This window comes from Sphingomonas sp. BAUL-RG-20F-R05-02, from assembly GCF_022662305.1.
In the GTDB taxonomy this organism is placed as follows: domain Bacteria; phylum Pseudomonadota; class Alphaproteobacteria; order Sphingomonadales; family Sphingomonadaceae; genus Sphingomonas.
Genome location: NZ_JAKNQH010000001.1, coordinates 714,163 through 731,310, shown reverse-complemented (window position 1 = coordinate 731,310; position 17,148 = coordinate 714,163). Strand labels below are relative to the sequence as shown.

At 64.8% G+C, this 17,148-nt stretch carries 17 protein-coding genes and 1 tRNA gene; 11 read left to right on the top strand and 7 right to left on the bottom strand.

Going from position 1 to position 17,148, the window contains the following annotated elements; translation table 11 throughout:
- Positions 1 to 77: 77 nt before the first annotated feature.
- Both ruvX and L8F97_RS03465 read right to left on the bottom strand, forming a co-directional pair.
- Positions 78 to 539 carry a Holliday junction resolvase RuvX gene (gene ruvX / locus L8F97_RS03470; RefSeq protein WP_242146580.1) on the bottom strand — a complete coding sequence of 154 codons (462 nt, stop codon included), beginning with the start codon at positions 537 to 539 and terminating at the stop codon, positions 78 to 80.
- A gap of 51 nt (positions 540 to 590) precedes the next feature.
- Positions 591 to 1,691 (bottom strand): DUF3089 domain-containing protein, encoded by a 1,101-nt coding sequence (locus L8F97_RS03465; RefSeq protein WP_242146579.1) that lies wholly within the window; start codon positions 1,689 to 1,691, stop codon positions 591 to 593.
- A gap of 102 nt (positions 1,692 to 1,793) precedes the next feature.
- Between L8F97_RS03465 and gatC the strand changes: the two genes are divergently transcribed.
- The 5 genes from gatC to L8F97_RS03440 all read left to right on the top strand — a co-directional run bounded on the left by gatC (position 1,794) and on the right by L8F97_RS03440 (position 6,461).
- Positions 1,794 to 2,081 (top strand): Asp-tRNA(Asn)/Glu-tRNA(Gln) amidotransferase subunit GatC, encoded by a 288-nt coding sequence (gene gatC, locus L8F97_RS03460; protein WP_242147146.1) that lies wholly within the window; start codon positions 1,794 to 1,796, stop codon positions 2,079 to 2,081.
- Positions 2,078 to 3,562: an Asp-tRNA(Asn)/Glu-tRNA(Gln) amidotransferase subunit GatA gene (gene gatA, locus L8F97_RS03455; RefSeq protein WP_242146578.1), complete on the top strand. Its 1,485-nt coding sequence runs from the start codon at positions 2,078 to 2,080 to the stop codon at positions 3,560 to 3,562. Before gatC ends, gatA begins: the two co-directional genes overlap by 4 nt.
- A 198-nt stretch (positions 3,563 to 3,760) precedes the next feature.
- Positions 3,761 to 5,236: an Asp-tRNA(Asn)/Glu-tRNA(Gln) amidotransferase subunit GatB gene (gene gatB, locus L8F97_RS03450; protein WP_242146577.1), complete on the top strand. Its 1,476-nt coding sequence runs from the start codon at positions 3,761 to 3,763 to the stop codon at positions 5,234 to 5,236.
- Positions 5,236 to 5,865 carry a peptidylprolyl isomerase gene (locus L8F97_RS03445; protein ID WP_242147144.1) on the top strand — a complete coding sequence of 210 codons (630 nt, stop codon included), beginning with the start codon at positions 5,236 to 5,238 and terminating at the stop codon, positions 5,863 to 5,865. The genes gatB and L8F97_RS03445 overlap by 1 nt, the downstream gene beginning before the upstream one ends.
- Positions 5,862 to 6,461: a hypothetical protein gene (locus L8F97_RS03440; RefSeq protein ID WP_242146576.1), complete on the top strand. Its 600-nt coding sequence runs from the start codon at positions 5,862 to 5,864 to the stop codon at positions 6,459 to 6,461. The genes L8F97_RS03445 and L8F97_RS03440 overlap by 4 nt, the downstream gene beginning before the upstream one ends.
- A 45-nt stretch (positions 6,462 to 6,506) precedes the next feature.
- Here the strand turns inward: L8F97_RS03440 and L8F97_RS03435 are convergent, their stop codons facing one another.
- Both L8F97_RS03435 and L8F97_RS03430 read right to left on the bottom strand, forming a co-directional pair.
- Positions 6,507 to 6,710, bottom strand: a complete 204-nt coding sequence (locus tag L8F97_RS03435; protein WP_242146575.1) for a hypothetical protein — start codon at positions 6,708 to 6,710, stop codon at positions 6,507 to 6,509.
- The gene (locus tag L8F97_RS03430; protein ID WP_242146574.1) at positions 6,707 to 6,883 is read right to left on the bottom strand and encodes a hypothetical protein; all 177 of its coding nucleotides are present in this window, start codon (positions 6,881 to 6,883) and stop codon (positions 6,707 to 6,709) included. The genes L8F97_RS03435 and L8F97_RS03430 overlap by 4 nt, the downstream gene beginning before the upstream one ends.
- A 134-nt stretch (positions 6,884 to 7,017) precedes the next feature.
- Here L8F97_RS03430 and L8F97_RS03425 point away from each other — a divergent pair.
- The 5 genes from L8F97_RS03425 (at position 7,018) to clpX (ending at position 12,106) form a co-directional block, all read left to right on the top strand.
- Positions 7,018 to 7,102 (top strand) — tRNA-Leu (locus L8F97_RS03425).
- A 60-nt stretch (positions 7,103 to 7,162) separates the two neighbouring features.
- Entirely contained in the window at positions 7,163 to 8,803 is a 1,641-nt protein-coding gene (gene tig / locus L8F97_RS03420; RefSeq protein WP_242146573.1) for a trigger factor, read from the top strand.
- A gap of 85 nt (positions 8,804 to 8,888) precedes the next feature.
- Positions 8,889 to 9,806, top strand: coding sequence for a glycosyltransferase family 2 protein (locus L8F97_RS03415; protein ID WP_242147142.1), 918 nt, complete (start codon positions 8,889 to 8,891; stop codon positions 9,804 to 9,806).
- An 86-nt stretch (positions 9,807 to 9,892) separates the two neighbouring features.
- Entirely contained in the window at positions 9,893 to 10,612 is a 720-nt protein-coding gene (clpP, locus tag L8F97_RS03410; RefSeq protein ID WP_242146572.1) for an ATP-dependent Clp endopeptidase proteolytic subunit ClpP, read from the top strand.
- A gap of 225 nt (positions 10,613 to 10,837) precedes the next feature.
- Positions 10,838 to 12,106 carry an ATP-dependent Clp protease ATP-binding subunit ClpX gene (gene clpX / locus L8F97_RS03405; RefSeq protein ID WP_242146571.1) on the top strand — a complete coding sequence of 423 codons (1,269 nt, stop codon included), beginning with the start codon at positions 10,838 to 10,840 and terminating at the stop codon, positions 12,104 to 12,106.
- A gap of 195 nt (positions 12,107 to 12,301) precedes the next feature.
- Here the strand turns inward: clpX and L8F97_RS03400 are convergent, their stop codons facing one another.
- The 3 genes from L8F97_RS03400 to L8F97_RS03390 all read right to left on the bottom strand — a co-directional run bounded on the left by L8F97_RS03400 (position 12,302) and on the right by L8F97_RS03390 (position 14,541).
- Positions 12,302 to 12,415, bottom strand: a complete 114-nt coding sequence (locus L8F97_RS03400; protein WP_242146570.1) for a hypothetical protein — start codon at positions 12,413 to 12,415, stop codon at positions 12,302 to 12,304.
- 116 nt (positions 12,416 to 12,531) lie between these two features.
- Positions 12,532 to 12,795, bottom strand: a complete 264-nt coding sequence (locus tag L8F97_RS03395; protein ID WP_242146569.1) for a hypothetical protein — start codon at positions 12,793 to 12,795, stop codon at positions 12,532 to 12,534.
- Positions 12,796 to 12,837: 42 nt separating this feature from the next.
- On the bottom strand, positions 12,838 to 14,541 hold the full coding sequence (locus tag L8F97_RS03390; RefSeq protein ID WP_242146568.1) for a M1 family metallopeptidase: 1,704 nt from the start codon (positions 14,539 to 14,541) through the stop codon (positions 12,838 to 12,840).
- Between the two features lie 100 nt (positions 14,542 to 14,641).
- Between L8F97_RS03390 and lon the strand changes: the two genes are divergently transcribed.
- Positions 14,642 to 17,068 carry an endopeptidase La gene (lon, locus tag L8F97_RS03385; protein WP_242146567.1) on the top strand — a complete coding sequence of 809 codons (2,427 nt, stop codon included), beginning with the start codon at positions 14,642 to 14,644 and terminating at the stop codon, positions 17,066 to 17,068.
- Positions 17,069 to 17,148: the final 80 nt, after the last annotated feature.

Below are 17,148 nucleotides of genomic sequence, written 5' to 3'. Positions count from 1 at the left end.
AGAGGCTTAAACAGCGCCTCGGTAAAGCAACATAGCACGAGGTATCCGATGCGTATCGGATTGGCGCGACCGACGCGTTAAGCTTGTACCAATGCGTCGATCGCGCCTTGCAGGATGTAGCTGGCGGCGAGCTTGTCGACGCGCTCGGCACGCTTGGCGCGGCTGATGTCCTCCGCGATCATCTGCCGCTCGACCGCTTGGGTCGACCAGCGCTCGTCCCACAGCAGGATCGGCAAGGCGAGATCGGCTAGGTTGCGCGCGAACGATCGCGTGCTCTGCGACCGAGGGCTCTCGCTGCCGTCGAGGTTGATCGGCAGGCCGAGGACCAGACCGGCGACATGTTGCTCGGCAATCATTGTCACCAGCACGGCCTTGTCCGAGGTGAACTTGGCGCGGCGTATCAGCACGGCGGGCGAGGCGAAGCTCCACCCGGCATCGCACAGCGCGGTGCCGATCGTCTTCGTGCCGAGGTCCAGCCCGAGCAGTCGTCCACCCGAAGGCAAGGCATCACGAAAGGCGATGCGGTCGGTTGTAATCATCGCCGCTCCTCTACCCGCTCGGCGCGCACGAAGTCGAGGCGTGATGGCGCCTTATCGCGTCTCGAACGCTTTCAGCCGTCGTTCGGCATCGGCGCGTACGTTCGCCCAGAACAGGCTGTAGTCGTAGACATGATAGTTGTTGCCCGGCAGCACATAGCCGTTCAGCCCCGCCGGTGGCGCCCCGATCGACAACAGCCCGCGTCCCATACAGCGCGCGCCAACCCGCCCGGCGGCAATATCGGCGGTTGCGAGATCGCTCGACGGATACAGCGTGCCGAGGTTGGCGCTGGCCGGAGCGGCGGCGTCGGGCGTGCCGGTCAGCGGGTTGGTGCAGATCATCTGCGTATCCTTGCGGCTTTGCCCGGTGTAGCCGGTCGAGGCATCGTACGTGTCTAGGATCAGCGACGGCTCGGCCGGTTCGGCGAAGGTCTGCCACGACAGGATGCACCCGGCTTGATCCGCGCGCGTGCACTCGGGCAACCCCATGCGCGGCAGATCGGCTGCGCGCGACACCGGCCACCCCACCACATACGCCGCGACGATGCGGCGGGCGAGCGGCGTGCCGGCGATCCGCTCGCGCAGCAACCGCGACAAATGCAGCGCGCCCTGCGAATGCCCGGCGAGGATGATCGGCCGGTCGCCGCTTTCGCGCACGAATTCGTCGAACGCGGCGAGCACGTCACGATAGGCGAAATCGAGCGCCTTCTGTGCGTTCGCCTGCGTCGTCAGGAACGCGCCGAACGCCGCCTGCCGGTAGCGCGGCGCCCACACCGCACCGACCCCGTTGAACGCGCTCGCCTGGCCCCGCAGGAAGATCGCCGCGCGCGCGTTCGCTTCCGCATCGTCCAGCGGCGCGTTCCAGTGCGTGCGGGTGAGGTACGAGGTCGGGTGGATGAAGAACACCGCCGCCTGCGGACTAGGGGAGGGGGCATAGCCGGCGGGCGCCCACAGCGCGGGGTTGCCCGGTTTGTCGGGCCGCGCCAGCCACATATTCGCGCTCGCATAAGACGGCGGCGGCGACAGTGCGGCCACGTCTTCGCCCGGCACCAGCGCCATCCGCATGAACGCGCCCGGAAATGCGTTGAACGCGAACGCCCCCGCCACCGTCAGCAGGACGAGCGCCGCAACCACGTACAGAAATTTCCGTGCCATTGTGCCGTACCGCTCCCGCAACTTGCGCCAAAGGGGTGGCGCATCGCCGTGCAGAGCGCAATCGGGTTGATGGTGCGCCTGCGCGATGCTAGCCGCTGGGGCATGTCAGTCGATATCGCCACCGTAAAGAAGATCGCGAGCCTCGCGCGCATCGCCATCTCCGAAGAAGACGCCGCCCGGCTCGCGCCGGAACTGGACAACATCATGGGCTGGATCGAGCAGCTTGGAGAGGTCGACACCGCCAACGTCGCACCGATGACCGCCGTGATCCCCAACCACCTGCGCCTGCGCGACGATGTCGTCACCGACGGCAACGTGCGCGATCTCGTGCTCGCCAATGCGCCTCAGGCCGAGCATGGCTTCTTTACCGTTCCCAAGGTGATCGAATGACCGAATTGACCGACCTCGGCGTCGCCGCGATCCGCGACGGCGTACGCGACGGCAGCTTCTCCGCGCGCGACGTGGCGCAGGCGTTCATCGCCAAGGTGAGCGCGGCCAAGGCGCTCAACGCGTTCCTGGTCGAGACGCCCGACCATGCGCTCGCCGCTGCGGACGCCGCCGATACGGCGAAGGCAGCGGGCGAGGATCTCAAGCCGCTCGCCGGCGTGCCGATCGGCATGAAGGATCTGTTCTGCACCAAGGGCGTGCCCGCCACCGCCGCCAGCCTGATCCTCGAAGGCTTCACGCCGACCTACGAATCGACCGTGTCGGGCAAATTGTTCGCGGCCGGCGCAGGGATGCTCGGCAAGCTCAACATGGACCAGTTCGCCATGGGCTCGTCCAACGAGACTTCCGCGTTCGGCAACGTCATCTCGCCGTGGCGGCGGAATGACGGCGGCAACGCTGCGCTCGCGCCCGGTGGCTCCTCCGGTGGTTCGTCCTCGGCGATCGCGGCGCGGCTGTGCCCGGCGGCGACCGGCACCGACACCGGCGGTTCGATCCGCCAGCCCGCCGCCTTCACCGGCATTGCCGGCATCAAGCCGACCTATGGCCGTTGTTCACGCTGGGGCGTGGTCGCGTTCGCCTCCTCGCTCGATCAGGCCGGGCCGATGGCGCGCGACGTGCGCGACTGCGCGATCATGCTGGAGGCGATGACCGGCTTCGACGCGAAGGACGCGACCTCGCTCGATTTGCCGGTGCCGAAGTGGGAAGCGGGCCTGTCGCCCGACCTCAAGGGCAAGACGATCGGCATCCCCAAGGAATACCGCGTCGACAACATGCCCGCCGAGATCGATGCATTGTGGCAGCAGGGCATCCAGTGGATGCGTGATGCCGGTGCCGAGATCGTAGAGGTGTCGTTGCCGCACACCAAATACGCTTTGCCTGCCTATTACATCATCGCGCCTGCCGAAGCCTCGTCGAATCTGGCGCGGTATGACGGCGTTCGCTTCGGCCTGCGCGATCTGCCCGAAGGCGCGAACCTTCAGGACATGTACGCCGCCACCCGCGCCGCCGGCTTCGGCGACGAGGTGAAGCGCCGTATCATGATCGGCACCTACGTGCTGTCGGCCGGGTTCTACGACGCCTATTTCACCCAGGCGTCCAAGGTGCGCACGCTGATCGCCCGCGATTTCGAGCATGCGTTCGAGACGTGCGATTACCTGCTCACCCCAACCGCACCCTCGGCGGCGTTCGCGCTCGGCGAGAAGCAGGCCGATCCGATCGCGATGTATCTTAACGACGTGTTTACCGTGCCTGCTTCGCTTGCCGGCCTGCCGGCGATAAGCGTGCCGGGTGGGCTCGACGCGCAGGGGCTGCCGCTGGGCTTGCAGATCATCGGGCGGCCGCTCGACGAGCAAGGCGTGCTCAACGCCGGACTCGCCATTGAGCAACGCGCCGGCTTCGTGGCGCGGCCTGAGGCTTGGTGGTGACAGAGCCGCGCGAGACGCACTATCATCGGATGGAGCGTCATCGCGCGGACGCCGCAGCGGAGCGTGGTTCTGTGCTTGCGGAACTGATGCGGCCCAAGACGCCTCATGATACGAGAACGGGCTACCAGTTTATCGGACTGATACCAGCAGTGAAAGAATGGCTCGACGGCGTTCGTCGTTGACGGGAAGAAAACAGAAATGGCTGACGCAGCAACATACACGATCACAGGCGAAACCGGCGAGTGGGAGGTCGTGGTCGGCCTCGAAGTCCATGCGCAGGTCACCTCCAACGCCAAGCTGTTCTCGGGCGCCGCCACCGCGTTCGGCGCGGAGCCGAACACGCAGGTCAGCCTGGTCGATGCGGCGATGCCGGGCATGCTGCCGGTGCCGAACCGCGAGTGCATCCGCCAGGCGGTGCGCACCGGCATGGCGATCGACGCCAAGATCAACACATGGTCGCGGTTCGACCGCAAGAACTACTTCTATGCCGATTTGCCGCAGGGCTATCAGATCAGCCAGCTCTACCATCCGATCGTGGGTGAGGGTTCGCTCGACATCAGCCTCGACGATAAGAACCCCGATGCGGACGTGAAAACCATTGGCATCGAGCGCATCCACGTTGAGCAGGACGCTGGCAAGCTGATGCATGACCAGCATCCGACGCGCTCCTATGTTGATCTTAATCGCTCGGGTGTCGCGCTGATGGAGATCGTGTCGAAACCCGACATGCGCTCGCCGCAGGAGGCGGGGGCGTATCTCGCCAAGCTGCGCTCGATTCTGCGCTATGTCGGATCGTGCGACGGCAACATGGATCAGGGGTCGATGCGCGCAGACGTCAACGTCTCGGTCCGCAAGGCGGGCGACGAGTTCGGCACGCGCACCGAAACCAAGAACGTCAACTCGGTGCGTTTCGTGATGGCGGTGGTCGAGCAGGAGGCCAAGCGTCAGGTCGAGGTGATCGAGGGCGGTGGCCGCATCGTGCAGGAAACCCGCCTGTACGATCCCGACCGTAACGAGACGCGCTCGATGCGCTCGAAGGAAGATGCGCACGATTACCGCTACTTCCCCGATCCCGATCTGCTGCCGGTCGAACTCGACGATGCGTTCCTTGAGGAATGTCGCGCCAGCCTGCCGGAACTGCCCGACGCCAAGCGCAAGCGTTACGAGGCGGCGGGCATCGCCCCCTATCAGGCGGCGGTACTGACTGCCGAGGTCGAGGCGGCGCGCTGGTTCGATGCGCTGCTGGAGGCGGGCGCAAAGCCGGTAGCAGCGGCGAACTGGACGACCTCCGAACTGTTCGGCGCGCTCAACCGCACCGGCAAGAGCATCGAGACTTCGCCGGTTAGCCCCGCACAGGCGGCGGAACTGCTCGGCCTCGTCGCGGATGGTACGCTGTCCGGCACGCTCGCCAAGCAGGTGTTCGAGATCATGCTCGAAACCGGGCAGGGCGCGGGGGCGATCGTCGAGGAACGCGGCCTCAAGCAGACCAGCGACACCGGCGCGATCGAGGCGGTGATCGCCGACATCCTCGTGAAGAACGCCGATAAGGTGACGCAGTATAAGGGCGGCAAGGAGGCACTGTTCGGCTTCTTCGTCGGCCAGACGATGAAGGCGATGGGCGGCAAGGCCAACCCGCAGGTCGTCAACGAATTGCTCAAGCAGGCGCTGTCGTGATGCGGCGGCTGGCGCTGGCGGGGCTGCTCGCGGCGGTGGCGCTGCCGGCGGCGGCGCAGGTGCAGGCCCCGGACGCGACGCCCGCCGCCACCTTGCCGCGCGTGGCGCTCGACACCACTGCCGGCCGTATCGTTATCGAGTTGGAAACGGTGAAGGCGCCGATCACCGCCGCCAATTTCCTGCGTTACGTTGACCAGAAGAAGCTCGACGGCATCGTCTTTTACCGAGATGTGAAGGTTGGCGATCGCTTCGGCTTTGTTCAGTTCGGCACCGACGGCGATGCCAAGCGGACGCTCCCGCCGATCAAGCATGAACCGACGACGTTCACCGGTCTGCACCACACCGACGGTACGATCTCGGTCGCGCGGCTCGGTCTCGGCACAGCGCGCGGCGATTTTACGATCAGTGTCGGTGACCAGACCGCCTCGCTCGACGCCGGCCACGGCTTGCCCGAGGACGGGCAGGGCTATGCCGCGTTCGGCCATGTCGTCGAAGGCATGGATACGGTGGTGAAGATCCTCGACGCGCCCGTCTCGCCAACCGCAACCCGCCGCGGTGCTTTCAAGGGGCAGGTGCCGGTCGCCCCGGTGACCGTCCTGACCGCGCGGCGGGTGGCGGCTCCGGAGTGAAGATCGCGCGGCGTCTGTCGCTGCTCCTCGGCCTGACGATCGCCATGCCGGCAATCGCCGTACCCACGCCGATTGCTGAGCGGTACGCGATGGGCGCGGTGAAAGCCGACTTTAAGGCGCGTCAGCGAATCGGTACCAAGCGTGCCGGGCTGGTGTGCCTGCCGGCCGGTAGCTTCCTGTGGAGCGATGCCCGCGCGGGTCTCAATAATGCCAGTGCCAGCGTCGCAACCATACTGCACGATGCCGCACCGGCCGTAGTCGACACCGCCGACGATCCATTCAGCGACGAAGCCGGCGCCACTCGTTACAAAATCATCGCGACGATCGTGAATTTTCAGCTGAATGGCTGCGTGCGCAACTGGGGCATGGCCGCGCGGCTGTCGCACAAGCATGCATTGTCGGGACGCGCGCATCTGTCCGTCGGTTGGGACGTTTTCGACCGCACGACGCGGGCCAAGGCGGAACACCAGACGATCGACACCGAATTCGATCTGACTTCGGATGTCGACGATGCGGCAGGGGCATTGTCCGAGGGGTTGAAACGCAACGCCGCAGAGTTCGCCAAACAACGGCTTTCCGCTGCACCGCACCGATAATGACAGGCGCGGTCCAGTGCGGACCGCGCCCGTTTGCGATACGTCTTATTGCGCGTCGCTATCCTGGTTCTTCACCACGCCGCCGGTCCCGCCGACGCCGTCCGCGTCACCCTGTCGGGCAAGCGGATCGGGCTCCGGGCCACCTTCGCCACGCTCGACCGCGTCCTTACGCGCCTCGACGACCTGCTGGATGTCGCTGCGCTCATCCTTGCGCGGCGGGTACGTGTCGGGCGATTCCGGTGCACTCATGCGAAATCACCGAGATCGGTGGGGGAGGCGGGCGCGACGTCGGGCGTGTCGGTCGGCATCGGCGCGGGCACGTCAATATCGGGCGTGGTCGGCGCGACTTCCGGCGGCGCGGTGACCGGGGCCTCCGGCTGACTCGGCTGCGGGGGGAGTTCGGTGGGTGGGGTGGTCGCCATGTATCGTCTCCTTCATGTGCATAAACGAACCGCATGCGCGTGAAGTTTCACGAAGATGTCACCAACCGGCAGAGCGTGGCTTGCCCCGCGCGCGATCCTTGCTATAGACGCCCCCCACACCGGCGGTGTCCCATGCGGGCGTGGCGGAACTGGTAGACGCAGCAGGTTTAGGTCCTGCCATCGCAAGATGTGGGGGTTCGAGTCCCTTCGCCCGCACCAGGACCCGCCGAGCGTGAGGGGCATCGCGATCCTGATTCGCGAAGAGGCCCGAGAAGACCCATGCAGACTGTCGAGACGCTGAACGAGGGGCTGAAGCGCGCCTACACCCTGACCATCACGGCCGCCGAGATCGATTCTAAGGTCGATGCCGAGCTCAAGCGCGTCGCGCCGCAGATCAAGATGCCCGGCTTCCGCCCCGGCAAGGTGCCTGCCAACCTCGTGCGCAAGATGCACGGTCCGGCGCTGACCCAGGATGCGCTCAACACCGCGATTCAAGAAGGCATCCAGACGCTGATCGCGGAGCAGCGTCTGCGTCCGGCGATCCAGCCGTCGGTAAGCCTCGATGAAGGCTTCGAGATCGGCAAGGATGCCGAGATCAAGGTCGCGCTCGAAGTGCTGCCGGACGTGCCCGCGCCCGCGATTGACGGTCTCAAGCTGGAGCGCCTGATGGTGCCGGCAGGGGAAGCGGAAGTCGACGCGCAGGTCGCCAAGTTCGCCGAGCAGCAGAAGAAGTGGGACGACGCCGCCGAGGATCACGCTGCCGCGCAGGGTGATCTCGTCACGGTCGATTTCGTCGGCAAGACTGAGGACGGCGTTGCCTTCGAGGGCGGCACCGGCACCGACATGGGCGTCGAGATCGGCTCCGGCCGTCTCATCCCCGGCTTTGAGGATCAGCTCGTCGGCGTGAAGGCCGGCGAGGAGCGCGTGCTCAACGTGACGTTCCCGGCGGATTACCCGGCGGAGAACCTTGCCGGCAAGCCCGCCACGTTCGAGATCACCGCGACCAAGGTGCAGACTCCGGGCGAGACCGTGATCGACGATACGCTCGCCACCTCGCTCGGCCTCGAGAGCCTCGAGCAGCTCAAGGGCTTGCTGAAGGGTCAGATTGAGCAGGAGCTGAACGGGCTCACGCGCACGCACATGAAGCGCAAGCTGCTCGACCAGCTTGCCGAGGGTCATGATTTCGAAGTGCCGCCGACGATGGTCGAGGCCGAGTTCGACCAAATCTGGCAACAGCTTCAGCACGAAGCGACGCACGAGGCCGACCCGGCCGCGGCGATCGAGGAGATGGAAAAGGAGCGCGACGATTACCGCGCGATTGCGGAGCGCCGCGTGCGCCTCGGCCTGCTCCTGTCCGAGATCGGCCAGGCCAACGGCGTCGAAGTCAGCCAGCAGGAAATGAACCGGCTGATCTCGCAGGCCGCGCAGCAGTACGGCCCCGAGGATCGCCAGCGCTTCCTCCAGTACGTCCAGCAGGAGCCGATGGCGGCCGCCCAGCTGCGCGCGCCGCTGTACGAGGACAAGGTCGTCGACTTCCTGTTCGAGAAAGCCGAGATCACCGATCGTGAAGTCACCCGTGAGGAGCTCCAGGCCGCGATCGAGAGCGAGGACGGTTTCGCCAGCGGCACGCACGTCCATAACCACGATCATGACCATGAGGGCCACGATCACGAAGCTCACGACCACGGTCACGATCATGCCGATCACGACCATGCTCATGGCAACGACCACGCCGAGCCTGCGCTCGACGACTCGGCGGAGCCCGCTGCTGACGAAGCTGTCGCGGCGGAACCGGTGAAAAAAGCTGCGACGCGCAAGCCCGCCGCCAAGAAGGTCAAGCCCGAAGGTGAGGACGCCGAGGCACCGGCCGAAGCGAAGAAGCCTGCCAAGAAGTCTGCGGCCAAGAAGACCGAAGCCTGATCCGAATCGCCCCGCCGCGCCTTGCGCGCGGCGGGTGCAGCCTTGGTCTTTGGGGGGCGACTTGTCCGAACTGCGCATCGCCGTCATGCTGCCCTGCTACAACGAGGAAGCCGCCATCGCGGCTACTGTTGCGGGGTTTCGCGCCGCACTGCCGGGCGCGGAAATCTACGTCTACGATAATAATAGCCACGACCGCACCGTAGAAGTCGCGCGCGCGTCGGGGGCAATTGTCCGAACCGAACGCATCCAAGGCAAAGGCGCGGTGGTGCGCCGCATGTTCGCCGATGTCGATGCGGACGTCTATGTGATGGCCGACGGGGATGCGACGTACGATGCAGCGTCGGCTCCGGCGCTTGTCGCGCGGCTGGTGGACGAGCAACTCGACATGGTCGTCGGCGCGCGCGTCACACAGATCGAGGCGGCATACCGGCGCGGCCACCGCTTCGGTAACGCGCTGCTTACCGGTATGCTCGCGCGACTGTTCGGGCGCAGCTTCACGGATATCCTGTCCGGTTACCGGGTCTTCTCGCGGCGGTTTGTGAAGAGTTTTCCGGTGCTTTCCGCCGGCTTTGAGATCGAGACGGAGATCAGCGTTCATGCGCTTGAGCTGCGGATGCCCGTCGCTGAGATCGCCACGCCATATTACGAGCGGCCCGAGGGATCGACGTCGAAGCTCAGCACCTACCGGGATGGCTTCCGTATTCTGCGAACGATCCTGCAACTATACCGGATCGAGCGCCCGGTGCTGTTCTTCGGCGCGATCGGCGGGGTGCTGGCGTTGCTCGGCGTGATGTTTGCGATCCCGCTTGGGCTCACCTATCTCCACACACACCTCGTCCCGCGTCTTCCGACGGCAGTGATGGTGACCGGACTGATGATCCTTGCCGCGTTGTGCCTGTTTGCGGGGCTGATCCTCGATACGGTGGTGCACGGTCGTCGCGAGGTGCGGCGGCTCGCCTATCTCTCGCACCGCGCGCCCGGGGTGGAGCGTCGCGAGTCCTGACCGGCTTCGGCGGCGGCGGGCTTGCCAAGTTCGGGCGGAGTGCCGATGTAGGCCATCGCAAGGGCATAAAGGACGTACAGAACATCATGCGCAACCCGTTCGACACCGGCGATTTCATGGCTCCTCTCAGCGCGGCCGGCCTAATCTCGCCCGGATATCAGGGGCAGCCGACGCAGGCGGGCCTCGTTCCCATCGTTATTGAGCAGTCCAATCGCGGCGAGCGCAGCTTCGATATCTATTCGCGGCTACTGCGTGAGCGCATCATCTTTGTAACCGGCGGGGTCGAGGATCATATGGCCTCGGTCATCACCGCGCAGCTGCTGTTCCTGGAATCGGAAAACCCGAAGAAGGACATCTTCATGTACATCAACTCGCCGGGCGGTGTCGTCACGGCGGGCATGGCGATCCACGATACCATGCAGTACATCCGGCCGCGCGTCGGCACGGTCTGCATCGGTCAGGCCGCATCGATGGGCAGCTTCCTGCTGTCGGCGGGTGAGCCGGGCATGCGGGTCGCGCTCAGCAACTCGCGGATCATGATCCACCAGCCGTCGGGCGGTGCGCAGGGCATGGCCAGCGACATCGAGATTCAGGCGCGCGAGATCCTGCGGATGCGCCATTTCCTCAACTCGCTTTACGCCAAATACACCGGCAAGCCGATCGAGGAGATTGAGAAGGCGATGGACCGCGACAACTTCATGTCCGCGGAAGAAGCGAAGGCATTCGGCTTGATCGATCAGGTGTTCGACAAGCGTCCAGCGCTGCCAGACGACGGCTCGACGCCGCCGGCGCTGCCCGCCGCCTGAACCGGGATGTTCCCCGCCCGCGCGGGCGGGGAGCTACTCTGCGGAAATTACGCGTTTTTCCGACCGTGTAGGCACTGCTTGTTCCGCCGCAAACCCTTCCCATATCTGCTTTCAACACGAACCGGCAGCGACGGTAATTGGATATTCGGCATTGCCCGATAGCCAGAAACGCGCCAAGTCTGTTATGCTATCGTCCCCGTCTGGGGCCATGGGACACGAGATTTTATGACCAAGCTGAGTGGCGGCGATTCGAAGAGCACACTGTATTGCTCGTTCTGCGGCAAGTCGCAGCACGAAGTTCGCAAGCTGATCGCCGGGCCGACCGTGTTCATCTGCGATGAATGTGTCGAGCTGTGCAACGACATCATCCGCGAAGAGACCAAATCGGCGCTCGTCTCGAAGAAGGATGGCGGCGTACCGACCCCGCAGGAAATCTGCGATGTGCTCGACGATTACGTGATCGGCCAAAAGCGCGCCAAGCGCGTGCTGTCGGTGGCGGTGCACAACCATTACAAGCGCCTCAACCATGGCCAGAAGGGCGCGGATGTCGAGCTTGCCAAGTCGAACATCCTGCTCGTCGGGCCGACCGGGTGTGGCAAGACGCTACTCGCGCAGACGCTCGCCCGCATCCTCGACGTGCCGTTCACGATGGCGGATGCGACCACGCTGACCGAGGCGGGGTATGTCGGCGAGGACGTCGAGAACATCATCCTCAAGCTGCTTCAGGCATCGGACTATAACGTCGAGCGGGCACAGCGCGGCATCGTCTATATCGATGAGATCGACAAGATCAGCCGCAAGGCGGAGAACCCGTCGATCACGCGCGACGTGTCGGGCGAGGGTGTGCAACAGGCGCTGCTCAAGCTGATGGAAGGCACCACTGCGAGCGTTCCGCCGCAGGGTGGCCGCAAGCATCCGCAGCAGGAGTTCCTCCAGGTCGACACGACCAACATTCTGTTCATCTGCGGCGGCGCGTTCAGCGGCCTCGAGAAGATCATCGCCGATCGTCAGCAGGGCAAGTCGATCGGCTTCGGCGCCTATGTCGCCACGCCTGAGGAACGTCGCACCGGTGACGTGCTCAAGGCGGTGGAGCCTGAGGATCTGCTCAAGTTCGGCCTGATCCCCGAATTTGTTGGCCGTCTGCCGGTGATCGCGACGCTGGAGGATCTCGACATCCCAGCGCTGATCACCATCCTGACCGAGCCGAAGAACGCTTTGGTCAAACAGTATCAGAAGCTGTTCGAGATGGAGACGGTGAAGCTAGGTTTCACCGACGATGCTCTGACCCAGGTCGCCAAGAAGGCGATCGAGCGTAAGACCGGCGCTCGCGGTCTTCGCTCGATCCTCGAAGGCATATTGCTCGACACGATGTTCGACCTGCCCGGCATGGACGGGGTGGACGAGGTGATGATCGACAAGGATGTGATCGAGGGACGCAAGGAACCGATCCGCGTCTACGCGAAGAAAGACAAGGCTGGCGCAGGCGCGGCCTGAGCAGCGATTTTCAATGGTTGTATGGGCGGCTCGCTGACGCGGGCCGCCTTTTTCGTTAAAGCATGCGAGCCGCTGCCTGCCTCGGCGCAACGGCTAGATTAAATCCGGTGCGAACCGCTTAACCCGCGCGGCATAAGCATCCTGTTCGGCGCCGAACATCGCGTGCAGCAGCGCCTCCTCGTGCCGGACGCGCTGTCAGGTGCCGATCGCATAGACCGGCACCGCGAAGATTAGTCCAGTTACATGGCCATATGCGATCGCGATCGCCAGCAGGAAGCAGAACAGCACGACGTAGATCGGGTTGCGCACGTACGCGAATGGTTTGCCTTGCATGAGGTCGTGGTCGACGCGCGTGCGGACGACCAGCGCCTACGTCTTGCGCATGGTGCGGGTCGCCCAATCGAACGGCGCGATGCCGCTGCCCATCAGCAGAAGGACCACGCTTGCCTTCGCCAGCCCTCAAACGACAGCGGATCGAGTTTCATGGTGATCGGGCCAGCCGCGACCCAGGCGATGCCGAGCCCTTGCACGTCAATCCACAGCCAGGAGGTGTTGCGCCGGCCCAGCATGGCGGCATCGGCGGTCGCACCGGCCCGCACGCGCGCCGCGATCGGCAGCACCAGAAAGGCGACGAAGCCGAGCGTCAGCATCGCCTTCCCGGTTCGGCCGACTGGGTCGCGACGGAACATGCTCCACGCCTATCTTTGGCGGTGTCGCGCATTCGTCATGGATCAATGCGCCGCCTTGCGCTGTGTGTCCTGCCACGCCTGATACGCCTCCACCGCACGCGAGCGGCGCAGCACCCGCGCATCGGGATCGATCACGACATGGGCATCGGCACGCGCCGTCACCCGTCCGATGCCGCCTGCCATTGCCAGCCGAACCAGCTTGCCGTCGATCTGCACCACGATCGGCATGGGAAACGCGCGACCGCCCGGCGCCACCCAGTGTAGGTCGAGCATTGTGCCGCGCCGTTCGGTCACCAACTCGGGCAGTGCGGCCTGACGCAGATATATGTCGAAGAACCAGCCGTAATCCCTGCCGGTGACCTGCCGGACGATCGCCTGATAGCCGGCGGTGGTCAGCGTGCGGGGCACGAAGTTGCCCGGCTTGGGATCGTCGCGACCATAGACCGCCAGCCGCGTCACCTTAGCAAACGCGGCATCGCCGACCAGCCAGCGTAAGGTGTGCAGCATCCACGACGCCTTGAAATAGATGTCCTGACCCGGCCCGCCACGTTCGGTGCGGTACACGTCCTCCTCGGTGCGGGACACGCCCGAGACGATCGGCTGGAGGTTGGCGATCTTGTTGCGTTCTTCGTCCAGCATAACCGCGTAGCGCGCATTGCCCTCGCGCCACAGGCCGTAGAACGGCTGCATGTAGGTGGCGTACCCCTCGTGCAGCCAGAAGTCGTCCCAGTCCGCCGCCGATAGCTGGTTGCCGAACCATTCGTGCGCAAACTCGTGCTGGAATAGCCAGTCGAACCCCTCAGGCGCTTTCGCATAACCGTTGCCGTAGGCGTTGATGGTCTGATGCTCGATGCCCTTGTGCGGCGTCTCCACCACGCCGACCTTCTCGTCGCCAAAGGGGTAGGGGCCGACCTCGCGCTCGAAGAAGTCCAGCGTCGGGGCGAATTCAGCGAACAGCCCTTTTGCCTGGCGCTCTTCGCCCGGCAGATACCAATAGAACATCGGGATCGTATTGCCGAACCGGCTCTTGTAGCTGCCTGACAGTTCCTCATACGGCCCGATGTTGAGCGCAATGCCGTAGGTGTTGGGGTGTTTCACCCGCCAGTTCCAGGTGGTGCGCCCATCACCCAGCGTGTCCACGCCGAGCAGTCGCCCGTTGGAGGGCGCCTTCAGCCCCGCCGGCACGGTGATGTGCAACGTCGCCACCGCCGGTCGCCCGGTCGGGAAATCGAGGCACGGCCAGAACAGGTCGCAGCCATAGCCCTCCGCCGTGGTTGCCACCCATGGGCGACCGTCCGGCGTTTTCGACCAGACGAAGCCATCGTCCCACGGCGCCTTCACTGCGACGTGCGGCGTGCCACCGTAGCGGATACGCGCGGTAACGCGCCTGCCGGTCGCGAGTGGCTGAGGCAGCGTGATCGCAAGCTTGCCCTCCGGGTTCGCCCACGCATTAGCCGGCAGCGTCACCCCGTCGATCGCGATCTCGCGCACCGGCAAATTTCGGTCGAGATCGACCACAACACGGGTCAGCGGCGCGCGCGCAGTGAAGGTCAGCGTCGCCACTCCGGCGATCCGCTCCTCCGCCGGGAACACCTCGAAGGCGAGATCGGCGGCATCAAACGCCAGCTTGGCCTGTTCGGGATCGACCGGTCCCCCCGACCTTGCGGTCTGCGCGGTCAGTGCGGGTTCGCCCGGGCCAGGCAGACGGCTCGCCGCCATCAGCAGCCCTGCGGCTGGCAGCAGCATCGCAACTATCAGCGGCTTACGCGATGGTAGATTGATGGAAAGGTTCCGCGCACCATATAAGGAAGAACTGGCGCATGGTTCGCGCCGCCCCGGAGTGTTCATGACCCAAACTTACCCTGTGTTGCCGCTTCGCGATATCGTTGTGTTTCCGCATATGATCGTGCCGCTGTTCGTGGGTCGCGACAAGTCGGTCGCCGCATTGGAAGCCGCGATGGCCGCCGACAAGGAGATTTTTTTGGTCGCACAGCTCGACCCCGCCGAGGATGATCCCGAGCGCGACGACCTGTACGATATCGGCGTCACCGCCACCGTGCTGCAATTGCTCAAGCTGCCCGACGGCACCGTCCGCGTGCTGGTGGAGGGCAAGCGTCGCGCGAAGTTCAGCGATCTTGAAACCACCGACGGTCACCTCGTCGCGGCGGTCGATCTGCTTGAAGGCGACGTGGGCGAGGATGAGCTTGCCGACGCGGAAAAGCAGGTCGCGACCGAAACCGCCGCGCTGATGCGGTCGGTGGTCGACCAGTTCGAGAATTACGCCAAGCTCAACCGCAAGCTGCCTGCCGAGACCGCGGTACAGCTTGGCGAGATCGAGGAGCCGAGCCGGCTCGCCGATTCGGTTGCGGCCAACATTTCGGTTAAGGTGTCGGACAAGCAGGCGCTGCTGGTCGAACTCGACGCGGGCAAGCGGCTGGAGATGGTCTACGCCTTCATGGAGGGCGAGCTCGGCGTGTTGCAGGTCGAGAAGAAGATCAAGAGCCGCGTTAAGCGCCAGATGGAGAAGACGCAGCGCGAATACTACCTCAACGAACAGTTGAAGGCGATTCAGCGCGAACTCGGCAACGAGGGCGAGGAAGGCGAGGGCGACGAGATCGCCGAGCTGACCCAGAAGATCGCCACGCTCAAGCTTTCCAAGGAAGCGCGTAGCAAGGCTACCGCCGAGCTGAAGAAGCTCAAGACGATGGCACCGATGAGCGCCGAGGCGACCGTGGTGCGCAACTATCTCGACGTGCTGCTCGGCCTGCCGTGGGGCAAGAAGTCCAAGATCAAGCGCGATATCTCGGCAGCGCAGGCGGTGCTCGACGAGGACCATTACGCGCTTGAGAAGGTCAAGGACCGGATCATCGAATATCTCGCGGTGCAGGCGCGCACCAACAAGCTGAAGGGGCCGATTCTGTGCCTCGTCGGCCCGCCCGGCGTCGGCAAGACCAGCCTCGGCAAGTCGATCGCCAAGGCGACCGGCCGCGAGTTCATCCGCCAGTCGCTCGGCGGCGTGCGCGACGAGGCCGAAATCCGCGGCCACCGCCGCACCTATATCGGCTCGCTGCCGGGCAAGATCGTCACCAATCTCAAGAAGGCCGGTACCAGCAACCCGCTGTTCCTGCTCGATGAGATCGACAAGCTCGGCCAGGATTTCCGCGGCGATCCGGCATCGGCACTGCTGGAGGTGCTCGATCCGGAGCAGAACAGCAAGTTCAACGACCATTATCTCGAGATCGACGTCGATCTGTCCGACGTGATGTTCGTGACGACGGCCAACACGCTCAACCTGCCGCAGCCGCTGCTCGACCGGATGGAGATCATCCGGCTGGAGGGCTATACCGAGGACGAGAAGGTCGAGATCGCCGAGCGTCACCTGATCGCCAAGCAGATCGAGGCGCACGGCCTGAAGCCCGGCGAGTTCACGCTCACCACCGAAGGGCTGCGCGCGCTGATCCAATATTACACGCGCGAAGCCGGCGTGCGTACGCTGGAGCGTGAAATTGCCAAGCTGGCGCGCAAGGCGCTGCGGCGTATCCTTGAGGGCAAGGATACCACCGTCACGATCACGCCGGATAACATCGGTGATTTCGCGGGCGTGAAGAAGTATCGCCACGGTCTTGGCGAGGAGGAGAACCAGATTGGCGCGGTCACCGGTCTCGCCTGGACCGAGGTCGGCGGTGAGCTGCTCACCATCGAAAGCGTGACCGTGCCGGGCAAGGGTGCCGCCAAGGTGACCGGCAAGCTCGGCGATGTGATGAAGGAATCGATCGAAACCGCGTTCAGCTTCGTCAAGGCGCGTTCGCCCAGCTACGGCATCAAGCCGAGCCTGTTCGCGCGGAAGGACATCCACATCCATCTGCCCGAGGGCGCGGTGCCGAAGGATGGTCCGTCGGCGGGTATCGGCATGGTCACCTCGATCGTCTCGACGCTGACCGGCGTGGCGGTGCGGCGCGAGGTGGCGATGACCGGCGAGGTGACGCTGCGCGGCCGCGTGCTGCCGATCGGTGGCCTCAAGGAAAAGCTACTCGCGGCGCTTCGCGGCGGTATCACCACCGTGCTGATCCCCCAGGAGAACGAGAAGGATCTCGCCGAAATCCCCGCCAATATCCGCGAGGGGTTGAAGATCATTCCGGTCAGTCACGTCGACGAGGTACTGCGCCTTGCGCTCACCGCGCCGATCGAGCCGATCACGTGGAGCGAGGAGGATGACTTGGCCGCACAGCCGCCCGCTGGGGTCGCGCCGATCGGCGGTGAACGGCGCCACTGATCTTGGTTAAGAGGCCGAAGTGGCAGTATTCCGCCGCTTTTTGCCGGGGCTAGTCGCAAATTGCTTTGACAGCCCCGGTT

Excerpts from the sequence above, each read along its gene's own strand:
- ruvX (WP_242146580.1), bottom strand. The coding sequence starts at position 539 with ATGATTACAACCGACCGCATCGCCTTTCGTGATGCCTTGCCTTCGGGT.
- L8F97_RS03465 (WP_242146579.1), bottom strand. The coding sequence starts at position 1,691 with ATGGCACGGAAATTTCTGTACGTGGTTGCGGCGCTCGTCCTGCTGACG.
- gatC (WP_242147146.1), top strand. The coding sequence starts at position 1,794 with ATGTCAGTCGATATCGCCACCGTAAAGAAGATCGCGAGCCTCGCGCGC.
- gatA (WP_242146578.1), top strand. The coding sequence starts at position 2,078 with ATGACCGAATTGACCGACCTCGGCGTCGCCGCGATCCGCGACGGCGTA.
- gatB (WP_242146577.1), top strand. The coding sequence starts at position 3,761 with ATGGCTGACGCAGCAACATACACGATCACAGGCGAAACCGGCGAGTGG.
- L8F97_RS03445 (WP_242147144.1), top strand. The coding sequence starts at position 5,236 with ATGCGGCGGCTGGCGCTGGCGGGGCTGCTCGCGGCGGTGGCGCTGCCG.
- L8F97_RS03435 (WP_242146575.1), bottom strand. The coding sequence starts at position 6,710 with ATGAGTGCACCGGAATCGCCCGACACGTACCCGCCGCGCAAGGATGAG.
- L8F97_RS03430 (WP_242146574.1), bottom strand. The coding sequence starts at position 6,883 with ATGGCGACCACCCCACCCACCGAACTCCCCCCGCAGCCGAGTCAGCCG.
- tig (WP_242146573.1), top strand. The coding sequence starts at position 7,163 with ATGCAGACTGTCGAGACGCTGAACGAGGGGCTGAAGCGCGCCTACACC.
- L8F97_RS03415 (WP_242147142.1), top strand. The coding sequence starts at position 8,889 with ATGCTGCCCTGCTACAACGAGGAAGCCGCCATCGCGGCTACTGTTGCG.
- clpP (WP_242146572.1), top strand. The coding sequence starts at position 9,893 with ATGCGCAACCCGTTCGACACCGGCGATTTCATGGCTCCTCTCAGCGCG.
- clpX (WP_242146571.1), top strand. The coding sequence starts at position 10,838 with ATGACCAAGCTGAGTGGCGGCGATTCGAAGAGCACACTGTATTGCTCG.
- L8F97_RS03395 (WP_242146569.1), bottom strand. The coding sequence starts at position 12,795 with ATGTTCCGTCGCGACCCAGTCGGCCGAACCGGGAAGGCGATGCTGACG.
- L8F97_RS03390 (WP_242146568.1), bottom strand. The coding sequence starts at position 14,541 with ATGCTGCTGCCAGCCGCAGGGCTGCTGATGGCGGCGAGCCGTCTGCCT.
- lon (WP_242146567.1), top strand. The coding sequence starts at position 14,642 with ATGACCCAAACTTACCCTGTGTTGCCGCTTCGCGATATCGTTGTGTTT.